The organism is Pseudomonas sp. QLc11A (assembly GCF_052112305.1).
GTDB classification, from domain to species: Bacteria; Pseudomonadota; Gammaproteobacteria; order Pseudomonadales; family Pseudomonadaceae; genus Aquipseudomonas; species Aquipseudomonas laurylsulfatiphila.
Window position 1 is genome coordinate 48483 of record NZ_JAVAJJ010000021.1, and the last position, 22255, is coordinate 70737.

Consider the following 22255-nt stretch of genomic DNA (forward strand, 5'->3'; position numbering starts at 1 on the left):
TCAGACTCCCTTTTTGTTGCAAGCAGTGCCGGCGTACTGCGGCATGGTGATGCACGCGACGTTGCCGCCGCCGAGGAGGATTTCCCGGGAGTTTTCGATGCCGACGATGCTGTGTTTCGGAAACAGCTCGGCCAGGGTCGCCAGCGCCACCTTGTCGTTGCGATCACCAAACAGCGGCACCACGATGGCGCTGTTGCCGGCGTAGTAATTGATGTACGACGCGCAGATCTTCGTCCCGGCCTGGCGGGTATGGGTGCTGTCCTGCTGGTCCAGCCCTTCGGCTTCTTCGGCCGTCCATTGCAGCACATCCGGCTGCGGCAGCTTGTGCACGATCAGCTCGCGGCCGCGACTGTCGCGGGTGCTGCGCAGGATGTCATAGGCTTCCTGATAGATTTCCCACTGCGGGTCGTCGCGGTTGTCGGTCCATTGCAGCACCACTTCACCGGGGCGCACGAAGCAGGCGAGGTCGTCGACGTGGCCATCGGTTTCGTCGAACTTGCAGCCCCGCGGCAGCCAGATCACCTGCTCGGCGCCGAGGTAGTCGGTCAGGCGACGGGTGACTTCGTCCTTGCCCAGATGCTGGTTGCGGTTACGGTTGAGCAAGCATTGCTCGGTGGTGAGGATGCTGCCCTGGCCGTCGCTCTGGATGCCGCCCAGTTCGGCAATCAAGGGGGCGCGATAGCGGTCAAAGCGTTCGATTTCGAGGATCTTGCTCGCGATCTGGTCGTCCTTGTCCCACGGGTAGTACAGGCCGCCGTCGAGTCCGCCGTAGGCATTGAATTCAAAGTCGACGCCGCGCACTTCGCCGCTCTGGTCATTGACCACAAAGCACGGGCCGCTGTCGCGGAACCAGGTGTCGTTGCAGGTCATTTCCACCACACGCACCTGCGGCGGCAACTGGCGGCGCGCGGTGGCGAACTGTGCCGCCGAGGCGCACACGGTGACCGGTTCGCTCATGGAAATGGCGGTGACGATCTGCACCCAGACTTTCTGCGCAGGCTTGGCGCCGTTGCGCCAGACGTCGGTGCGCTCCGGCCAGCCGAGCCAGCAACCGGACTTGGCTTCGAATTCGCCGGGCAGACGGAAACCGTCCTGTTTGGGAGTGGTGTCGAGCAAACGGGCCATGGTCAAACCTCTTCATCAGGGATTGGAATGACCACAGGCTAAGGGCGTTGGTGACAGGCTCGCCAACGATGATTATTTCGGAATACTTGAATTCAACTCATCAATCGAGCAACTGATCGTTGAACCATTCCAGCATCTGCGCGACTGCCGGACGTTCCAGCCGCACCCGTTCGCACACCAGTGCGTATTGGCCCAGGGCGGTCATGCTCGAGGTAAACGGCCGTACCAGCCGACCGCTGAGCAAGTCCTCCTGGGCCGTCAGGTTGTCCCCCATGGCCACGCCCTGCCCTTGCGCCGCCGCCTCCAGCGCAAGCCCGGCGTGGGCGAAATACAACTGGCGGTCGGGGCGCTGGTCGCCGGCGTGGCTGGTGAGCCACGCAGTCCAGGTCTTGCCGTCCTGGTCGTCGTGCAGCAGGCAATGGCGGGCCAGGTCCTTCGGGGTTTTCAGCGAGCCCAGGTTGAACAGGCCGGGGCTGCACACCGGGAAGAATTGCAACGCCGGCAGCGGCCGGACGAAATACGCGCTGCTGTCCACCGGGCCGGTGCCGTAGGTGATCGCCAGGTCGATGTCTTCCCCCGGCGCCGTGGCGTCGATCGGTTGTTCGTACAGGTGCAGGGTGATGTGCGGATAGCGCGCATAGAAATCCGTGAGACGGCTCATCAGCCACTTTTGCGCCAGCTCGGCGGTCACCGCCAGACGCAGCACCGCAAGCGATGAAGGATCGCGCAGTTCATCGCAGGCATCGCCAATCAGTTCGAACGCCTGTTGCAAACTCTGCATCAGGCGCCCGGCGGCCAGGGTCGGGCGAATCTGCCGGCCTTCGCGCACGAACAGCGGCACACCAAGCTGCTCCTCGAGCTGGCGAATCTGGTGGCTGACCGCACTGTCGGTGACACACAACTCGGCCGCCGCCCGGCCGAAATGGGCATGGCGGGCGGCGCATTCGAAGGTTCGCAGGGCTGCCAGGGAAGGTAATCGTCGCATCAGGTCGTGTCCCGGTTTCGAGGGGGACATGCTGACTTGGCCTGTGGCAGGCGTCCAGTGGGACCGCGTTGTCGTTCTTCGCGAGCAAGCCCGCTCCCACATTTAGAATGCAATCCCCTGTGGGAGCGGGCTTGCTCGCGAATAGGACAGCCCATTCACCTCAAATCCAATGACCTATCACGCGGACTGATCAACTCGACCTCGACCTTCAACCGCTGGGCCGGTTTGGAAGTGACCCAAACCGGCGATCAACTGAAGCTGTTGGCGACCGGCGACGCGATTCTGGTGCCTGTCCAATAGCAACGACGGTCCATTACCCTGAAGAATCCATCACCCAGCGGCATCAGCGTTTCAGCCTGGCTCACTGAGAATAATTATCAGTTTTTTCAGGCGGCAGTTCCCCTTTGCATGTTTCGTTCGGTTAACCCCTCAGAAGCACTTCAACTACCGATCGATTCGATGCAAAGGGATCCCCATGTCGCACCCGCTTGTCGCCCGTTTCCGTTTTGCCCTGTGCCCTCTGGCGCTGGCCCTGCCCGCCGCCCTGATGAGCCTCGCCGCCCACGCCGCTGAAACCGATGCCGAGAAAAAACCGGCTAAGGACGACGGTGTACTGCAGCTGGGCGCAACGACCATTTCCGCCCAGGCGCTGGGCGCCACCACCGAAGGCACCCACTCCTACACCACCGGTTCAACGTCTTCGGCCACCGGCCTGCCCCTGTCGATCCGCGAAACGCCGCAATCGGTGACCGTCATCACCCGCCAGCAGATGGACGACCGCGGCGTGCAGACCATCGGCGACGCGCTCCGCAACACTCCCGGGATTTCGACGCAGAAGTACGACAGTGACCGCACCGAGTTTTCCGCCCGTGGCTTTGCCATCACCAACTTCCAGTACGACGGCATCAACATCCCCTATGACGGCGTCTACGGTGAAAACCCTAACAACAGCGACGACGCCTCCAGCCTGGACCGCATCGAAATCGTCAAGGGTGCGACCGGCCTGATGACCGGCTCGGGCGACCCGTCCGCCACCGTCAACCTGATCCGCAAGAAGCCGACCAAGGAATTCAAGGCGTCGATCAGCGGCACCGTCGGATCGTGGGATGCCTATCGCAGCGTCGGCGACATTTCCGGTTCGCTGAACGATTCCGGCAGCGTGCGTGGCCGTTTTGTCGGCGCCTATTCCGACAAGAACTCCTACCAGGATCACTACAGCCAGAAGAAGGACTTGTTCTACGGCGTCCTCGAAGCCGACCTGACTCCCGACACCCTGCTGACCTTCGGCATCGACAAGTCCAGCGCCACCCCGCGAGGTTCGTCCTGGACCGGCAACCCGGTGTACTTCTCGGACGGCGGCCGTACCGACTTCCCGCGTCACTTCAACCCGGGTGCCGACTGGAGTCGTCGCGACTTCGACGACATCACCTACTTCGCCTCCCTGGAACAGGCCCTGGCCAACGACTGGAAGTTCAAGGCCACGTTCGACCAGAAAACCACCGATCACGACACTCGCCTGGCCTCGGCCAGTGGCGGCAACCCGGACCGTGCCACCGGTGAAGGCATGTTTCTGTACTGGGGTCGCTGGGAAGGTCATCGCGTGCAAAACACCGCTGACGTGAACGTCACCGGCCCCTTCTCCCTGGGAGGCCGCGAGCATGAACTGGTGGCCGGCTTCATGGCCTCCCACTCGCGCCAGACCGGCGCGACCTTCGACACCAGTGCCTTCGCCATGGTCCCGGGGAGCATTTACGACTGGAATGGCGATCTGCCGGAACAGGACTTCCCGAAGAACGGCAAGTACGAACGCACCCAAAGCCAGAACGGCCTGTACCTGGCCACGCGCCTGCACGCGACCGATGACCTGTCGATCATCCTCGGCAGCCGCTTGAGCACCTTCAAGTACAACGAAGACTATTCGTACTATCCGGGTGCGGGACTCGATGACACCCATGCCAGCTACAAGGAACATGGCGTAGTCACGCCTTATGCCGGTGTGGTCTATGACCTGGACGACACCTACTCGGCCTACGCCAGCTACACCAGCATCTACCAGCCGCAAACCTACAAGGACATCAACGGTACGACCCTGGCACCGGTCGAAGGCGACAGCTACGAAGCCGGCCTGAAAGCCGCCTACTTCGACGGGCGACTGAATGCCAGCCTGGCCTTCTTCCGCATCGAGCAAGACAACCTCGCTGAATCGATCGGCACCAACCCGGTGACCAACGAAGGCATCTACAAGGCCATCGACGGCGCGACCACCAAAGGCGTGGAGCTGGAACTGGCCGGTGAACTGGCCGAAGGTTGGAACGTGTCGGCCGGCTACACCTACGCCCGCACCCGTGACGCCGACGAACAGCGCGTCTTCGGCTTCCCGCTGTCCACCAGCAAACCGGAACACGTCGTGCGTACGTTCACCACCTACCGCCTGCCCGGCGCACTGGACAAGGTGACCATCGGAGGCGGCATCAGCTGGCAGAACGCGTTCTACGGCAAGATCTACAGCCCGACCGTGGGCGACTACACCCGCATCAAGCAAGGCGGATACACCCTCGTCGACCTGATGAGCCGCTATCAGTTCAATGAGAACCTGAGCTTCACCGTCAACGCCAACAACGTCTTCGACAAACGCTACCTGACGGGCCTGGGCAACTTCGACACCACGTACTACGGCGAACCACGCAACGTGATGTTGACCACCAAGTGGGATTTCTGAAGCTGAACACCTGAAAAAACCGGCCTTTTTTGGCCGGTTTTTTTGGGACTTTCACTGGTTTGGAGGGCACGGTCCCTTGTGGGAGCTGGCTTGCCAGCGATGGTCGTTAACGATAACGCGTATGAACTGGATAAACGCGGCGCACTGGAGTCCATCGCCAGCAGGCTGGCTCCTACAGTTTCAGCGTGGGCACGGTCCCTTGTGGGAGCTGGCTTGCCAGCGATGGTCGTTAGCGATAACGCGTTTGAGTGGGATGAACGCGGCGCATCTGAGTCCATCGCCAGCAGGCTGGCTCCTACAGTTTCAGCGTGGGCATGGTCCCTTGTGGGAGCTGGCTTGCCAGCGATGGTCGTTAACGATAACGCGGGTGAGCTGGATGAACGCGGCGCACTTGAGTCCATCGCCAGCAAGCTGGCTTCTACAGTTTTAGCGTGGGCACGGTCCCTTGTGGGAGCTGGCTTGCCAGCGATGGTCGTTAACGATAACGCGGGTGAACTGGATAAACGCGGCGCACTGGAGTCCATCGCCAGCAAGCTGGCTCCTACAGTTTTAGCGTGGGCACGGTCCCTTGTGGGAGCTGGCTTGCCAGCGATGGTCGTTAACGATAACGCATGTGAACTGGATAAACGCGGCGCACTGGAGTCCATCGCCAGCAGGCTGGCTCCTACAGTTTTAGCGTGGGCGCGGTCCCTTGTGGGAGCTGGCTTGCCAGCGATGGTCGTTAACGATAACGCATGTGAACTGGATAAACGCGGCGCACTGGAGTCCATCGCCAGCAAGCTGGCTCCTACAGTTTCAGCGTGGGCACGGTCCTTTGTGGGAGCTGGCTTGCCTGCGATGGTCGTTAACGATTACGCGTGTGAACTGGATAGACGCGGCGCACTTGAGTCCATCGCCAGCAAGCTGGCTCCTACAGTTTTCCGGGATTGCGTGAAATTTTTTTGCGTCGATAGCCCTGCGGGCTCTCCCGCGAGGCTTATGCCGCAGCCGGTACGCCGCTATGGAAACGGAATTCCACATCCGGGGATTCGATCAGTTCCTGTTCGGCGGCGCGGACCCTGTCGATCACCTGGGCGATGTCCCTGGCGTCGCCATACTGGTAGGCCAGTTTCAGGTATCCCTGGAAATGCCGGGCCTCGCTCTTGAGCAGGCCGAAATAGAACTTGCCCAGTTCTTCGTCCAGATGCGGCACCAGCGCTTCGAAACGCTCACAACTGCGAGCCTCGATGAAGGCGCCCACCACCAAGGTGTCCACCAGTTTCACCGGCTCGTGACTGCGCACCACCTTGCGCAGGCCCGACGCATAACGCCCGGCGGACAGCTGGCGCAGCGCAATCTTGCGGCGCTTCATCAGGCGCATGACCTGCTCGTGGTGCACCAGTTCTTCCCGGGCCAGACGCGACATCATGTTGATCAGGTCGACGTGGGAATGGTACTTGGCGATCAGGCTCAACGCGGTGCTGGCGGCCTTGAATTCGCAGTTCTTGTGGTCGATCAGCAAGGTTTCCTGATCGGCCAGCGCGGCTTGAACCCAGCCGTCGGGGGTGCGGCAGCCAAGGAACTCGTGAATTTCGGGAAGGATCATGGGGCTCACGGACAAATAGGTTCAAAACGAAGGGCGCCGATTATACCGGCCTGCCCGCAGACCACCAGTCGCCAACCGTTGATATGCATCAAGTCCCCGAATCGCAGGCAGCAACTATAGTTGTGCAACGCCGTGCCTTTTTTATTCTCAGGAGATCGCGCTCATGCAAGCCGTACGCAGCATTCTGGTGGTCATCGACCCCGAACACTCCGAAAGCCTCGCGCTCAAGCGGGCGAAGCTGATCGCCGGCGTGACCCAGGCGCAGTTGCATCTGCTGGTGTGCGACCCCAAGCATGATCACAGTGGCATGTTGGGTGTGCTCAAGGCCGCTTTACAGGGAGACGGATACAGCGTCACCACCGAGCAGGCCTGGAACCAGAGCCTGCATCAAACCATCGTCGAGGTGCAGCAAGCCGAAGGCTGCGGTCTGGTGGTAAAGCAGCACTATCCCGACAGCGCCCTGAAAAAAGCCCTGCTGACACCCGAGGACTGGAAATTGCTGCGCGAATGCCCTTCCCCGGTACTGCTGGTGAAAACCGCTGGCTCATGGAAAGACAAAGTGATCCTGGCAGCCATCGACGTCGGCAACACCGACCTCGAACACCGCCACCTGCACAACACCATCATTGATCATGGCTATGACATCGCAACCCTGGCCAAGGCCCGTTTGCACGTGATCAGCGCCCACCCGTCGCCGATGCTGTCGTCGGCCGACCCCACGTTTCAACTCAGCGAAACCATCCAGGCGCGCTACCGCGAGCAATGCAAGTCGTTCCAGGCCGAGTTCGACATCGACGATGATCACCTGCACATCGAGGAAGGTCCGGCGGACGTGTTGATTCCGTTCATGGTGCACAAGCTGCAGGCGGCCGTGACCGTCATCGGTACCGTGGCGCGTAGCGGGTTGTCAGGCGTGTTGATCGGCAATACGGCGGAAGTGGTGCTCGATTCGGTTGAAAGTGACGTATTGGTGCTCAAGCCGCAGGAGATCGAGGATCATCTTGAGGAGATTGCCGGCAAGCACTGAGGTTTGTGGTGATTGAAAGGCCGTCTTCGCGAGCAAGCCCGCTCCCACACTGGATCTTCAGCAGACACAACTTTTGTGTAAAACCGGGGATAAATGTGGGAGCGGGCTTGCTCGCGAAGCTTTAAAAAAATTTAGCCTCCAAACGCATCCCTCAGAAACCCCGGCGCAATGTAGCGCTGGTAATGCGCCTCGGAGAGCAGGAAAAATTCCCGATCAATGGCATCGCGCAATTCCGGCAGGTTCCAGTCGCGAAACTCCGGCAGCAATACCATCCCGTAGGCTTCCAGGTTGTTGATCACCCGCGCCCCCCGGGCGATCAACTGGTAGGCCCAGCAATATTCCGACTGATGGGGCACGAAACGGATCTTGCGTTGCTCCAGCTGCATCCGCAGCTGCGCCGGATCGAAAATTTCCACCTTGGCGGCCATCACTTGCGACAGCAATTGCTCAAGACGCAGCCATACAGCGCGCTTTTCCTCCTCGTTGTAACCGTTCCAGTGGATCACTTCGTGGTGGAAACGCTTGCAGCCACGGCACACCAGGTCACCGTAAACAGTGGAGCAAAGGCCGACGCACGGCGTCTTGATGGTCTGATTGGGCATAGGTAGGCAAAACGCGAAAAAGCAGAACAGGCCGGCATGTTAGTCCTTTGTCCACCATTGATCACCCCTCAAAGTTCAGGGCCATGGGTAAATCGGCGTTTACCGGCCGCCACCAAAGTCCAATAAAACCTGACTTACCTTAAATTTTTTTTTGCCGTAGAATCAGCCTGCCTTTTTAGGCGCCAATGTCCGTTAGAAGCTGTTTTCAAAGCGTCACGAGCACAGTCGTTCCTTCAGAGCGGTGTTGGCGAGGGGTTTTTCCAGCGGGGAAAAGCCCAACGCCAACCCTCATCAGCTCCCGTTCTGCAGGCGTAAAACTTTGAAAGCAGCTTCTGTAAGGAATTGTCGGTAATTCTGGCTAAGTGGCTCACAACGCCATGCAGCGCATGAGTACGGCAATTTCGGGATGAGCGTCCCGGACACCCATTTGGGACCACTGATGAGGGTAATAACTGTGCTTGAAGCCTACCGCAAACATATCGAAGAGCGCGCAGCACTGGGTATCGTTCCCCAGCCGCTTAACGCCGAACAAACTGCAGGCCTGGTCGAGCTGCTGAAAAATCCCCCGGCTGGCGAAGAAGCATTCCTCGTTGACCTGATCACCGATCGCGTTCCGCCAGGCGTGGACGAAGCGGCCTATGTCAAGGCCGGCTTCCTGTCCGCCATCGCCAAAGGCGAAGCCACCTCCCCCCTGATCGACAAGAAGCGCGCTGTTGAACTGCTCGGCACCATGCAGGGCGGCTACAACATCGTGACTCTGGTAAACCTGCTGGACGACGCCGAACTGGCGCCAGTAGCTGCCGAAGAACTCAAGCACACCCTGCTGATGTTCGATGCTTTCCACGACGTCGCAGAAAAAGCCAAGAACGGTAACGTTCACGCCAAAGGCGTGCTGCAATCCTGGGCTGACGGCGAGTGGTTCGTGAAGCGCCCGACCCTGGCCGACAAGATCAGCCTGCGCGTGTTCAAGGTCACCGGCGAAACCAACACCGACGACCTGTCCCCTGCGCCTGATGCCTGGTCCCGTCCGGACATCCCGCTGCACGCCCTGGCCATGCTGAAAATGGCTCGCGACGGCATCGTGCCTGACGTACAAGGCGTCACCGGCCCGATGAAGCAGATCGAAGAAATGCGCAACGCCGGCTTCCCGATCGCCTACGTCGGCGACGTGGTCGGTACCGGTTCTTCGCGTAAATCGGCCACCAACTCGGTGCTGTGGTTCTTCGGCGACGACGTTCCTTACGTGCCGAACAAGCGTGCCGGCGGTTTCTGCTTCGGCAGCAAGATCGCTCCGATCTTCTACAACACCATGGAAGATGCCGGCGCACTGCCAATCGAATTCGACGTTTCCAACATGCACATGGGCGACGTGATCGACCTGTACCCGCATGCTGGCAAAGTCTGCAAGCACGGCACCGACGAAGTCCTGACCACCTTCGAAATGAAGACCCCGGTCCTGTTGGACGAAGTTCGCGCCGGCGGCCGTATTCCGCTGATCATCGGCCGTGGCCTGACCGAGAAGGCTCGCGCCGAGCTGGGTCTGCCACCTTCGACCCTGTTCAAGAAGCCTGAAGCACCGGCTGAAAGCACCAAGGGCTTCACCCTGGCACAGAAAATGGTCGGCAAGGCTTGCGGCGTGACCGGCGTTCGTCCGGGCACCTACTGCGAACCGAAGATGACCACCGTGGGTTCCCAGGACACCACCGGTCCAATGACCCGTGACGAACTGAAAGACCTGGCGTGCCTGGGCTTCTCGACCGATCTGGTGATGCAGTCCTTCTGCCACACCGCGGCTTATCCAAAGCCGATCGACGTGACCACCCACCACACCCTGCCTGACTTCATCATGACCCGCGGCGGCGTTTCCCTGCGCCCGGGCGACGGCATCATCCACTCGTGGCTGAACCGCATGCTGCTGCCAGACACCGTCGGTACCGGTGGTGACTCCCACACCCGTTTCCCGATCGGCATCTCGTTCCCGGCCGGTTCCGGTCTGGTTGCGTTCGCCGCAGCCACCGGCGTCATGCCGCTGGACATGCCTGAGTCGATCCTGGTTCGCTTCAAAGGCGAACTGCAGCCAGGCGTCACCCTGCGTGACCTGGTTCACGCCATTCCTTACTACGCGATCCAGGCTGGCCTGTTGACCGTAGAGAAGAAAGGCAAGAAGAACGCCTTCTCCGGTCGCATCCTGGAGATCGAAGGTCTGCCTAAACTGACCGTAGAACAAGCGTTCGAACTGTCTGACGCCTCGGCTGAACGTTCGGCTGCCGGTTGCACCATCCAGCTGTCCAAAGAGTCGATTGCCGAATACCTGCAGTCCAACATCACCCTGCTGCGCTGGATGATCGGCGAAGGCTACGGCGATGCACGTACTCTGGAACGTCGCGCTCAAGCGATGGAAGCCTGGCTGGCCAACCCTGAGCTGCTGGAAGCGGACAAGGACGCCGAATACGCCGAAGTCATCGAGATCGACCTGGCCGACATCAAGGAGCCTGTACTGTGCGCTCCGAACGACCCGGACGACGCTCGCCTGCTCTCCAGCGTTGCTGGCGAGAAGATCGACGAAGTGTTCATCGGTTCGTGCATGACCAACATCGGTCACTTCCGCGCTGCCGGCAAGTTGCTGGAACAGGTCAAGGGTCAGTTGCCAACCCGTCTGTGGCTGTCGCCGCCGACCAAGATGGACGCTCACCAGCTGACCGAAGAAGGCTACTACGGCATCTACGGCAAGGCCGGCGCGCGCATGGAAATGCCGGGCTGCTCGCTGTGCATGGGTAACCAGGCACGTGTAGAGCCGAACTCGACCGTTGTGTCGACTTCGACCCGTAACTTCCCGAACCGTCTGGGTGACGGCGCGAACGTCTACCTGGCTTCGGCTGAGCTTGCGTCCGTGGCTTCCATCCTGGGTCGCCTGCCGACCGTCGAGGAGTACATGGAATACGCTGGCAAGATCGACAGCATGGCGGCCGATGTCTACCGCTACCTGTCCTTCGACCAGATCGCCGAGTTCCGTGAAGCTGCTGCGAACGCCAACATCCCGGTCGTTCAAGCCTAACGTTGCAACGCAATGAAAAACGCTGCCCATCGTGAGATGGGCGGCGTTTTTTTATGCCTTCAATTTGAACACTACCCCCTGTGGGAGCGAGCCTGCTCGCGAAAGCGTCAGTACATTCAACATCGACATTGGCTGACCCACCGTCTTCGCGAGCAGGCTCGCTCCCACAGGGAGTCATGCATTCAACTGAAGCGCCTGTTTCACCGCACCATCCACACTCAGCCCACTCAGCACCACCCCGTTAGCCTTCACCTGCGACAATACCTCCAACGCCCCTTGTGCGTCGTCCTTCAGACGCGCCAGGATCAGGCACGGGCCTTCCTCATGCACATGCACGAAAAACGCCTGCAACGCCTCAATGCTGGTGCCATCCAGATCCGGCGACTCCTCCAGACTGAGAATCACCGTATGAATCGGCGTTTGCGAATGCCGGATCAAGTGCAAGGCAGCGCCGAGAATCCGCTCGACATTGGCAAAGAACAACGCCTCACCCGGCCGCACAATCAACACACCAGGCACGACCTGCGCCGTTGGATGGCGTTGCAGGTCGACAAAGTCGTGACCGCCATCGATGCGCCCGAGAATCTGGATATCCGCCGCCGACAGTTGCTTGAGCATCAGCAACACACTGATCGCCACCGCCACCAGCAAGCCATCCAGCACACCCAGTAGCAATACCGAACCCACGGCGCAGATCACCAGCAAGCGGTCACGGCGCCAGATGAAATAGCGTCCCAGCGGTTGCAGGCTCAAGCCACGCCCCAACGCATGGATAACGATGGCGGCGAGAATCGGTTCCGGAGTCAGGGCGATATACGGCAGCACCGTAAGGACAATGAGCAGCACCACCAGCGCCGCCACGATCCCGGCCAGGCGTGAAGTGGCGCCGGCAGCCTCATTGGCCGACGTCGCCGAATACCCCGCGCCCGCCGGCATGCCGTGGAACAGACCGGACAACAGGTTGGAAGCCCCCAGCGCCAGCAGGTCGCGGTTCGAGGTGACGCGATCACCGTGCTTGAGCGCATAGGCACTGATCGAGCCATACGACTCGGCATACAGAATCATCACCATGGCAAACGCCAGCTCACCCACACGCAGCCAGTCGGTAAACGGCAATACCGGCAGCTTCGGCACCTCCAGGCCCAGGTCGATCAAGCCGATCAGCTTCACGCCATAGTCCGGCAGGTCCAGCCACTGCCCCGCCGCGATGCCGATCACCACCACCAGCAAACCACCCGGCAGGCGCCGAAACCGCGCGAACAGCCATAACAAGGCCAATGCCACGGCGCCGACAGCAGCTGCGGCCCAGTTCCATTGCGGCAGTTGTGCCAGCAATTGCGGCAGAAAACCCACCAGGTTGGCTTCGGTCAAATGCACGCCCACTACGCTGGCGACCTGCTTGAGAATGATGGTCAGCGCCAGGCCAAAGGCAAAACCACGCAGCACCGGCTTGGCGATGAACGAGGTCACGCTGCCGAGCTTGAACAGCCCGGCCAGCAGGAAAAACGCCCCGGTCACCAGCACCAGGCCGATGGCCAGGGTCGAGCGAAGCTCAGGGTCGCCATTGGCCAGGGTGGTGGTCGCGGCGGCCAGCACGGCGGCGGAGGATGAAGTGGCCGAGACAATGGCAAAACGGCTGGTACCGAACAGGCCATAACACAGCAACCCGGCAAACAAGGCGATCACCCCGGCCTGGGGCGCCAGTGCGGCGATGCTTGAATAGGCGACAGCTTCGGGCAACAACAGGCCGGCTATCGACAACCCGGCCAACAGGTCCTGCCAACGCTTGGGTTGCTCGGTGGGGTTTGCGTTGGGGGCGCTCGACAATCGAATGTCTCCAGGCGAAAAAAAGCCGCTGCACGTATCACGTGCAGCGGCCACTGTAGCTGAAAATCAAAGGATCGCAGCCTGCGATCTCTTGATCTTTGACTTATGCGCTCAACGAATAAATCAACGCCGTGATCGCCACCAGACCCACCGCCGTCACGAAGACGTTGGACGCCTGACCGCGATAGCGTGCCATCGCCGGCACCTTGCGGATGGCGTACATCGGCATCAGGAACAGGATCGCCGCGATCACCGGGCCACCGAGGGTTTCGATCATGCCCAGGATGCTCGGGTTCAGCGTGGCGACGATCCAGCACACCACCAGCATGAACGCGGCGGTCATGCGGTCCAGGGTCTTGGCGGACGGACGCTGGCCGCTCTTGACGATCAGCCCCTTGAGACCTTCGCTGGCGCCGATGTAGTGCCCCAGGAACGACTTGGAAATGGCCACGAAGGCAATCAACGGCGCCGCGAAGGCGATGGTCGGATTGCTGAAGTGGTTGGCCAGGTAAGACAGGATCGACAGGTTCTGTGCCTTGGCTTCAGCCAGTTGCGCTGGCGACAGGGTCAGCACGCAACTGAAGACGAAGAACAGCACCATCACCACCATCAACAGGTGCGCCCGGGACAGGATCTGCGAGCTGCGCTCCTCGGCGTGATCGCCGTAGCGACGCTTCTGGTCCACGGCGAAGGCCGAGATGATCGGCGAATGGTTGAACGAGAACACCATCACCGGAATCGCCAGCCACAGGGTGTGCAACAGCGCCGACGGTGCCGGCACGCTGCTGGCGGTGGTCAGGATGCCGCCGTTCCAGTGCGGAACCAGGTACACCGCCAGGAACAGCAGGGCGACGATGAACGGGTAGACCATCAGGCTCATGGCCTTGACGATCAGTTGCTCACCGCAACGCACCACCGCCAGCAGGCCGAGGATCAGCACCAGCGACAGCACGGCGCGCGGTGGCGGCGTGATGTGCAGTTGATGCTCGAGGAAGCTGCCCACGGTGTTGGTCAGGGCCACGCTGTAGATCAGCAGGATCGGGAAAATGGCGAAGAAGTACAGCAAGGTGATCAGCGCACCGGCCTTGATGCCGAAATGCTCTTCCACCACTTCAGTGATGTCGGCGCCTTCGCGACCGGACAACACAAAACGGGTCAGCCCGCGGTGCGCGTAGAACGTCATCGGGAACGCCAGCAACGCCAGGATCAGCAGCGGCCAGAAACCGCCGAGGCCCGCATTGATCGGCAAAAACAGGGTGCCCGCACCAATCGCCGTGCCAAACAGGCCCAGCATCCACGTGGTGTCCTGGCGATTCCAGCTCGAAAGCGTTGCGGGTGTTGCTGCTACATAGCGTTTGTTGACGCTATTGGCCTGATCATTCATCCGGTGGGATCTCCACATTCCGGTCACTTGCCACCCGGTCAGAACGCGTCGGAATACCCGACAGGCAGCGCCCTGACCGGAACAGGGGCGCGATTCTGGAGGATTAGTGAACAGAAGCAAAGACTTAGGTGAGGAACGGTGGTACCAGATTGGCAAAAAACAGACCTGTGGGAGCGAGCCTGCTCGCGAATACCTTGGCACATCCAACATTCACTTTGGCTGACACACCGCCATCGCGAGCAGGCTCGCTCCCACAAGGATCTGTCGTGTACTTGTGCTTCATCGCCAAATAGCAGTCCGCACTTGATAAAGGTCTACCATCATGTATTTTTAATCAACCTGCATTCCTCCTGGAGTCTTCCCATGCCACTGGTTCGCGTCGACATCAAAAAACATCAGGACCCCACCCACGCCAAACGCATCGGCCAACTGATCTACGCCGCCATGCACAGCACCATCGGCGTGCCGGAGAACGATAATTTTCAGATACTCGCCGAACACGATGAGCAGCATTTCATCTTTGATCCCGGTTATCTGGGTATCGACCGCACGGACCAGTTGGTGGTGATCCAGATCACCATGAGCGAGGGGCGAACCGTCGAGCAGAAAAAACGCCTCTACAAAACCATCGCCGAAAGCCTTCACACAGAGCTGGGCGTGCGTCTGGAGGACGTTTTCATCAATCTGGTGGAAGTCAAAAAAGAGAACTGGTCGTTCGGCAACGGAATTGCCCAATACGCCCTCTGATATTCAACCTGAAATCGAGAAAGACCCATGCCCCGCGTTTCCCGCAAACAAGCCGACCTCAACCGCGAGACCATCGTCGATGCCGCCACGCGGCTGTTCCGCGAACGCGGTTTGCACGGGATCAGCGTGGTCGATGTGATGGCCGCCGCAGGCCTGACCCACGGCGGCTTCTACGGGCACTTCGAATCCCGCGAAGCCCTGGCGCAAGAGGCCAGTGGCCGGGCTTTCGAGCAGGCCGCGCAACGCTGGCAAGCACGGGTGGCCGATCAGGAGAGCAAGGACACCGCCCGCCGCGCCGTGGTCGAAACGTACCTGTCCAGCGAAAGCCGGGACAATCCGGGTGACAGCTGCCCGGTGGTGGCCTTTGCCGGGGACATGTGCCACGAGGCCGCCGAGAGCGGTTTGCGTCAAACCTACCTGCTGGGCCTGAACAACCTGCTCGATTCCCTGGGCTCACTGCTCGACACCGAAGACGAGGCCGACAAACGGCAACAGGCGCTGGTGCAGTATTCGCTGATGTTCGGCGCGCTGATGTTGTCCCGGGCGACCCGCGGCGATCCACTGTCGGATGAAATTCTCGAGGCGGCCCGGGCAGCACTCTCGGCGTCGTCTTTAAGCATTCCCGGGAAACTGTAGGAGCCAGCCTGCTGGCGATGGACTCCAGTGCGCCGCGATCATCCAGTTCGCCCGCGTAATCGTTGACGACCATCGCTGGCAAGCCAGCTCCCACAAAGGACCGCGCCCACGCTAAAACTGTAGGAACAGCCGGTCGACGCTCGATTGCTGGCGATGGACTCAAGCGCACCGCGTTAATCCAGCTCACACGCGTCATCGTTAACGACCATCGCAGGCAAGCCAGCTCCCACAAGGGACCGCGCCCACGCTGAAACTGTAGGAGCCAGCCTGCTGGCGATGGACTCCAGTGCACCGCGTTTATCCGGTTCACACGCGTTATCGTTAACGACCATCGCTGGCAAGCCAGCTCCCACAAGGGGCCATGCCCACGCTGAAACTGTAGGAGCCAGCCTGCTGGCGCTGGACTCAAACGCGCCGCGTATATCCAGTCCACACGCGTTATCGTTAACGACCATCGCCGGCGGTTGCCAAGCTATCCTGAAATCAGCAATCTCAAGCGACGTTCGAGCCGTTTTTCCGATGCCCACAGGGAGCCAAGCATGCCTGTAACCGTTCTGGTACTGGTTGAAACCATCAATGATTACCTGCCTATCCTCGAACATCAGGGCTTCCACCTGATACTGGCCCCGACGCCAGCCGAGCGTGCCGAAGCCATCGCCCGCCACGCCGGGCAGATCGACGCCGTCCTGACCCGTGGACCATTGGGGCTCTATGCCGATGAAATCGCCGCGCTGCCCAGACTCAAGATCATCTGCGTGATCGGCGCCGGTTATGAACACGTCGACCTGCAGGCCGCCGCCGACCGGAGCATCACTGTCACCAATGGTGCCGGGGTCAACGCCTCGTCCGTCGCCGACCATGCCATGGCGCTGCTGCTGTCGCTGGTACGTGACGTGCCCCGCTGTGACGCCGCCGTTCGGCGCGGCGAGTGGCCGAAAATCATGCGCCCTTCCCTCGCCGGCAAGCGCCTGGGCATCCTCGGCCTCGGCGCGGTCGGCATGGCCATCGCCAAACGTGCCAGTGCCGGCTTCGACATGAGCATCTGCTACCACAATCGCCAACGTCGCCGCGATGTGCCCTACACGTTCTGCTCGACCCCGACCGAACTGGCGCGCGCCTCGGACTTCCTGATCGTCGCCACGCCGGGCGGGCTGGGCACCAAACACCTGATCAATCGCCAGGTCCTCGACGCCTTGGGCCCCAAGGGTTTTATCGTCAACATCGCCCGGGCCAGCGTGATTGCCACCGCCGACCTGATCACCGCCCTGGAGCAACGCCGGATCGCCGGCGCCGCGCTGGATGTGTTCGACGCAGAACCGAAGGTGCCGGATGCGCTCAAGACCCTGAGCAACGTGATCCTCACGCCCCATGTCGCCGGACTGTCCCCGGAAGCCACCCAGGGCACCGTCGAACTGGTGGGCAAGAACCTCGTGGCGTTTTTCTCCAGCCAACCGGTGCTGACGCCGATCGACTTGCCGCCAGCCATGAGCCGGGTCGTTCATTGAGCGCAATTCAAACAGCTGTATCAAAAACAATGATTGGCCGGCAACACGCTCACCTATAAGAGCCGATCGCGGTTGTGGGTGCGGGGTGTGCGCATTAGATTAGCCAATAGTTTCAGGCCTCCAGAATAAGCAGAAGGGATAAGCATGGCGCTTACTGACCAGTCCACCCGTATCCGCACCGGCGAAGAGCTCGATGCCAGCCTGATCGATCCATACCTCAAGGCCCATATTCCGGGGCTCAGCGGTTTGCCGAAGATCAGCCAGTTCCCGGGCGGCGCGTCGAACCTCACTTACTTGCTGGAATACCCCGAGCAGGAATTCGTCCTGCGTCGACCGCCCTTTGGCCACAAGGCCAAGTCGGCTCACGACATGGGCCGTGAATTCCGCATCCTCAATCAACTGCGCGACGGATTTCCGTACTGCCCGAAAGCCTACGTGCACTGCACCGACGAATCGGTGATCGGTGCCGAGTTCTACGTGATGGAACGGGTCAACGGCATCATCCTGCGCTCCGACCTGCCGCCGGAGCTGGGGCTGGACGCGGCGAAAACCCAAGCCCTGTGCAAGAGCTTCATCGACAAATTCGTCGAACTGCACCAGGTCGACTACAACGCCTACGGCCTGGGTGACCTCGGCAAGCCCGAAGGCTACGTGGCGCGCCAGATCAAAGGCTGGAGCGATCGCTACGAGAAGGCCCTGACCCCGGACGCGCCACAATGGCAAACGGTGAAAGCCTGGCTCAACGACAAGATGCCGGCCGACCACCCGACCTCCAGCATCGTGCACAACGACTACCGCTTCGACAACGTCATCCTCGACCCCGCCAACCCGATGCAGATCATCGGCGTGCTCGACTGGGAACTGACCACCCTGGGCGATCCGCTGATGGACCTGGGCAACACCCTGGCGTACTGGATCGAAGCCGATGATCCGGCACCGGTGCAGATGATGCGCCGCCAGCCAAGCCACGCGCCGGGCATGTTGACCCGCCGCGAGTTCGTCGATTACTACGCCCAACGCTCGGGCATCCAGATCGACAATTTCGACTTCTACTACACCTACGGCCTGTTCCGCCTGGCCGGCATCGTGCAGCAGATCTACTACCGCTTCTACCACGGCCAGACCCAGGACAAACGCTTCGCCCAGTTCATTCACATGAACAAGCTGCTGGAGCAGATGAGCTTGCAGGTGATCCAGAAATCCAGCCTTTGACCGTACGCGATCCCTGTAGGAGCGAGCCCGCTCGCGATGATCGTGAACGATAACGCGCACTGACTGGCCTCAACAGCATTGGCCGCAACCCGGCATTTGACTCGATAACAAGACATTCTATAAGGGAATCCCATGTCCAAGACTCAGTTGTTCGACCTCGACGGCAAGATCGCTTTCGTCTCCGGCGCCAGCCGTGGCATCGGTGAAGCCATCGCCAAACTGCTGGCCCAGCAAGGCGCCCACGTGATCGTCTCCAGCCGCAAGCTTGAAGGCTGCCAACACGTCGCCGACGCCATCATCGCCGCCGGCGGCAAAGCCACCGCCATCGCCTGCCACATCGGCGAAATGGAACAGATCAGCCAGGTCTTCGCCGGCATCAAGGAACAGTTCGGCCGCCTCGACATCCTGGTCAACAACGCCGCGACCAACCCGCAGTTCTGCAACGTCCTGGACACCGACCTCAGCGCCTTCCAGAAAACCGTCGACGTGAACATTCGCGGCTACTTCTTCATGTCGGTCGAAGCCGGCAAGCTGATGCGCGAAAACGGCGGCGGCAGCATCATCAACGTTGCTTCGATCAACGGCGTTTCGCCGGGGATTTTCCAGGGCATCTACTCGGTGACCAAGGCGGCGGTGATCAACATGACCAAGGTGTTTGCCAAGGAATGCGCGCAGTTCGGGATTCGTTGCAATGCCCTGTTGCCGGGTCTGACCGATACTAAATTCGCCTCGGCACTGGTGAAAAACGAAGCCATTCTGAACACCGCCTTGCAGCAGATTCCGCTCAAGCGTGTGGCGGATCCGAGTGAAATGGCGGGGGCGGTGCTTTACCTCGCCAGCGATGCTTCGAGCTATACCACTGGGGTTTCGTTGAATGTCGATGGTGGTTTCCTGTCCTGATTCTGTTTGCAAATGAAAGAAAGGCAGCCGATCAAGGCGATTGGCTGCCTTTTGTTCACACTGTTACCACCGGTCGCGCGGCAATCAAATCACTTTGGCCTGCAAACAAACTCGACCTTCACCGCTGCCGGATAGCAAACAGACTTAGTGCCAGCTAATGAGTACCCGCTTCAGTAACTAAAGTAACTAAAGTAACTAAAGTAACTGTGCGCTTTGAACTATCAAGATAGGAACTTTCATTATCGGATACATCAACGCCATCAATTTAACGACAGCCTCATCCGCCAGATTGTTCTAAATCAACTGGCTGACCGCAATTTTCATTGGTTTGATCACGCCCCCCGCCCCGACCACAGAAATCTGGAAGGTGCCACTTCTGTTATATCCAGTCACCTGCCAACTCCAATTTGGCCCTCCTATTCCTCCAAATGGCGGTGCACTTTGTATATCGCCTTCGGATAGCCCCTGTAAGGGCTGACAAGTCAACGTAATATTGTGTCCGGCGATCGGACTGCGCGGCTTAGGGACTAGCGTAACTTCCTGAGCTTGTCCCCTTATGAATACATTTCCACTGGCAGGCACACTTTGCCCACCAATCTTCACCTCAACCTCATCTCTGAGTTCCCCTGACACCAATTTGCTGACTGCCAAGGTAATCGGTGTGGACATGCCCTTACCCACCAATGCCAGTTGGAACGTTCCGCTATGTATCCTCCCGATTACTGCCCAGCTATACGTGGTTTGCTCACTGCCGAAGGCCGGTATACTCACCACGCTGTCGCTAGCCAGTCCGCTTTTGATACTCCAGGTCAGGGTGACTGGAAGGCCGGCCAGCGGGCTGTTGGGTTTGGGGGTCAACGTCACTATGCGACCATGATTCCGATAAAACCAATTGCCCTCGGCGGGCACGGCGGCGTCGGCAATCTTCACGTCAGCCTCATCCGCCAGGTTGCTCGACAGCAACTTGCTGACAGCCAAGGTAATCGGTGTGGTCATGCCCTTGCCCGACAAGGCCAATTGAAAGGTGCCACTTTTGGTGTTCCCGGTCACTGCCCAGCTATGGGTAGTTGGCTCACTGCCGAAGGCCGGTGCACTCACCACATTGGTGACATCCAGGCCACTTTTGATTGCACAGGTCAGCTTGACCGGAAGGCCGGCCAGCGGGCTGTTGGGCTTGGGGGTCAATGTCACCGTTTGCGCCTTGCCCCGGTAAAACCAATTACCCCCGGCAGGCACGGCGACGCCGCCGATCTTCACGTCTGCCTCATCCGCCAGATTGTTCGACAGCAACTTGCTGACAGCCAAGGTAATCGGTGTGGTCATGCCCTTGCCTGACAAGGTCATTTGGAAGGTACCGCTTTTGGTGTTCCCGCCCACTAACCAGCTATGAGTAGTGGGCTCACTGCCGAAGCTCGGTGAACTCACCACGTTGGCGACATCCAGGCCACTTTTGATTGCGCAGGTCAGCTTGACCGGAAGGCCGGCCAGCGGGCTGCCTGATTTGGGAGTCAACGTCACCGTTTGCGACTTGCCCCGGTAAAACCAATTACCCCCGGCAGGCACGGTGACGCCGCCGATCTTCGCGTCTGCCTCATCCGCCAGATTGCTCGACAGCAACTTACTGACAGCCAAGGTAATCGGTGTGGTCATGCCCTTGCCCGACAAGGCCAATTGGAAGGTGCCGCTTTTGGTGTTCCCGGTCACTGCCCAGCTATGGGTAGTTGACTCACTGCCGAAAGCCGGTGCACTCACCACGTTGGCGACATCCAGGCCACTTTTGATTGCACAGGTCAACGTGACCGGATGGCCGGCCAGCGGGCTGCCTGATTTGGGAGTCAACGTCACCGTTTGCGCCTTGCCCCGGTAAAACCAATTACCCCCGGCGGGTACGGCGACGCCGCCGATCTTCACGTCTGCCTCATCCGCCAGGTTGCTCGAAATCACCAGGCTTCGATGCTCCCACGACTCCAGCACTTCCCTGCTGAAAAACACCAGGGCGATACGACCGCTCTTGCCAGTGCCCGGCGTAATCTTCCAAGTGAACTTGCCATCGACGGGAGCCACCCAATTGCCAAAATCCGGCAATGCAGCGATGCTCAAACCGCCATCCTCAGGCAGCCCCAGATTCAGCGCCCTGGCGATTGCGGGTGGGGCCTCCACCGTCACAACGTTCTCCTGCCCACGGAGCAAAACAGGTGCCGTACCCCTTTCCACTTTATTACCGTTGATCGACAACGTGGCTTGGTCCCAAGGGCTTGGTGCAACGGTTGCAGCTTTTAATTCGTCGGTCATGACGACGTTTCCTTTTTAGCGTTGGACAAAAAACAGTCCATTCACTATCAGGAAAAATCGATATACCGAAAACTGCCATAACTGACAGGGTTACTAGACCAAGCTGCGATAAAAACCGCTGATGGCATACAAGTCGTTCACGTTTTTCAAGGTGACCGGGTCGGTGCCGTACCTCGCCAGAAATGCATCGAGTCGGCCACAGCATTGGCAGCCGTGACGCCAATCAGCAGATCTCGGGTCCCGCTCTACCCAGGGCGACGATGAAAGCAATCACCATCACCCCGAGCAGGTCGAGGTTACTGCACATCGCGCCCGGGTTTACTGCGTAACGCAACGAGTCGTGGTGGTGACTCGGGTCACCTCGCCATTTTCAGCGCGCACATCGCCCAGTACATCGGTTTTATCCATGGCCTGGCAGGTGCGTACAGGAGGGGGTGGCGTGACCGCTGGAGGTGGTGGCGGGCTGGAACAGCCGCCGAGAATCGCTACGCACAATGCCAGCGACAGGGGTGAGATAACGCGTTTCCCAAGAGTTTTCATAGGTTGACCCGCGATAAGTGATCGACACATTTTTGTGACAACAAAACCGGCGCGCAAAATCCATACACCTGTCACAAAAATAAATATTTGCGAATCACTTATGGCCCAGCCAGT

16 protein-coding genes are annotated in these 22255 nt (G+C 59.9%); 8 read left to right on the forward strand and 8 right to left on the reverse strand.

All coding sequences use genetic code 11. The features are described from left to right. Positions 1 to 1125, reverse strand: coding sequence for an agmatine deiminase (gene aguA / locus Q8X48_RS25355; RefSeq protein ID WP_095966968.1), 1125 nt, complete (start codon positions 1123 to 1125; stop codon positions 1 to 3). A gap of 100 nt (positions 1126 to 1225) precedes the next feature. Continuing rightward, entirely contained in the window at positions 1226 to 2110 is an 885-nt protein-coding gene (locus Q8X48_RS25360) for a LysR substrate-binding domain-containing protein (RefSeq protein ID WP_095967103.1), read from the reverse strand. 475 nt (positions 2111 to 2585) lie between these two features. Between Q8X48_RS25360 and Q8X48_RS25365 the strand changes: the two genes are divergently transcribed. Continuing rightward, positions 2586 to 4829, forward strand: a complete 2244-nt coding sequence (locus Q8X48_RS25365; RefSeq protein WP_407801752.1) for a TonB-dependent siderophore receptor — start codon at positions 2586 to 2588, stop codon at positions 4827 to 4829. A 976-nt stretch (positions 4830 to 5805) separates the two neighbouring features. On the opposite strand, the gene Q8X48_RS25370 is transcribed toward Q8X48_RS25365, so the two are convergent. Continuing rightward, positions 5806 to 6414 (reverse strand): tRNA-(ms[2]io[6]A)-hydroxylase, encoded by a 609-nt coding sequence (locus tag Q8X48_RS25370; protein WP_102673626.1) that lies wholly within the window; start codon positions 6412 to 6414, stop codon positions 5806 to 5808. Between the two features lie 163 nt (positions 6415 to 6577). Here Q8X48_RS25370 and Q8X48_RS25375 point away from each other — a divergent pair, with 163 nt between their 5' ends. Then, positions 6578 to 7441: a universal stress protein gene (locus tag Q8X48_RS25375; RefSeq protein WP_407801751.1), complete on the forward strand. Its 864-nt coding sequence runs from the start codon at positions 6578 to 6580 to the stop codon at positions 7439 to 7441. Between the two features lie 131 nt (positions 7442 to 7572). On the opposite strand, the gene Q8X48_RS25380 is transcribed toward Q8X48_RS25375, so the two are convergent. Further along, positions 7573 to 8043 carry a DUF1289 domain-containing protein gene (locus Q8X48_RS25380; protein WP_102673627.1) on the reverse strand — a complete coding sequence of 157 codons (471 nt, stop codon included), beginning with the start codon at positions 8041 to 8043 and terminating at the stop codon, positions 7573 to 7575. Between the two features lie 454 nt (positions 8044 to 8497). Between Q8X48_RS25380 and acnB the strand changes: the two genes are divergently transcribed. Continuing rightward, positions 8498 to 11098: a bifunctional aconitate hydratase 2/2-methylisocitrate dehydratase gene (gene acnB, locus Q8X48_RS25385; protein WP_407801786.1), complete on the forward strand. Its 2601-nt coding sequence runs from the start codon at positions 8498 to 8500 to the stop codon at positions 11096 to 11098. Positions 11099 to 11272: 174 nt separating this feature from the next. Here the strand turns inward: acnB and Q8X48_RS25390 are convergent, their stop codons facing one another. Beyond that, the gene (locus Q8X48_RS25390; RefSeq protein ID WP_407801750.1) at positions 11273 to 12925 is read right to left on the reverse strand and encodes a SulP family inorganic anion transporter; all 1653 of its coding nucleotides are present in this window, start codon (positions 12923 to 12925) and stop codon (positions 11273 to 11275) included. A gap of 103 nt (positions 12926 to 13028) precedes the next feature. After that, a complete protein-coding gene (locus Q8X48_RS25395) occupies positions 13029 to 14309 on the reverse strand; it encodes a serine/threonine transporter (protein ID WP_407801749.1) in 1281 nt (426 codons plus the stop codon). Between the two features lie 363 nt (positions 14310 to 14672). On the opposite strand from Q8X48_RS25395, the gene Q8X48_RS25400 reads away from it, so the two are divergent. After that, the gene (locus tag Q8X48_RS25400; protein ID WP_015095408.1) at positions 14673 to 15056 is read left to right on the forward strand and encodes a tautomerase family protein; all 384 of its coding nucleotides are present in this window, start codon (positions 14673 to 14675) and stop codon (positions 15054 to 15056) included. Positions 15057 to 15083: 27 nt separating this feature from the next. Next, a complete protein-coding gene (locus Q8X48_RS25405; protein ID WP_407801748.1) occupies positions 15084 to 15692 on the forward strand; it encodes a TetR/AcrR family transcriptional regulator in 609 nt (202 codons plus the stop codon). 173 nt (positions 15693 to 15865) lie between these two features. Here Q8X48_RS25405 and Q8X48_RS25410 read toward each other — a convergent pair whose 3' ends face one another. Then, positions 15866 to 16147 (reverse strand): hypothetical protein, encoded by a 282-nt coding sequence (locus Q8X48_RS25410; RefSeq protein WP_407802791.1) that lies wholly within the window; start codon positions 16145 to 16147, stop codon positions 15866 to 15868. Positions 16148 to 16231: 84 nt separating this feature from the next. On the opposite strand from Q8X48_RS25410, the gene Q8X48_RS25415 reads away from it, so the two are divergent. From Q8X48_RS25415 to Q8X48_RS25425, 3 genes are all read left to right on the forward strand, one after another. Beyond that, positions 16232 to 17197: a 2-hydroxyacid dehydrogenase gene (locus Q8X48_RS25415; protein WP_407801747.1), complete on the forward strand. Its 966-nt coding sequence runs from the start codon at positions 16232 to 16234 to the stop codon at positions 17195 to 17197. 144 nt (positions 17198 to 17341) lie between these two features. Then, the gene (locus Q8X48_RS25420; RefSeq protein WP_407801746.1) at positions 17342 to 18409 is read left to right on the forward strand and encodes a phosphotransferase family protein; all 1068 of its coding nucleotides are present in this window, start codon (positions 17342 to 17344) and stop codon (positions 18407 to 18409) included. A gap of 132 nt (positions 18410 to 18541) precedes the next feature. Next, positions 18542 to 19309 carry an SDR family oxidoreductase gene (locus Q8X48_RS25425; RefSeq protein ID WP_007976320.1) on the forward strand — a complete coding sequence of 256 codons (768 nt, stop codon included), beginning with the start codon at positions 18542 to 18544 and terminating at the stop codon, positions 19307 to 19309. Between the two features lie 294 nt (positions 19310 to 19603). On the opposite strand, the gene Q8X48_RS25430 is transcribed toward Q8X48_RS25425, so the two are convergent. Then, positions 19604 to 21601, reverse strand: a complete 1998-nt coding sequence (locus Q8X48_RS25430; RefSeq protein WP_407801745.1) for a hypothetical protein — start codon at positions 21599 to 21601, stop codon at positions 19604 to 19606. Between the last annotated feature and the right edge of the window lie 654 nt (positions 21602 to 22255).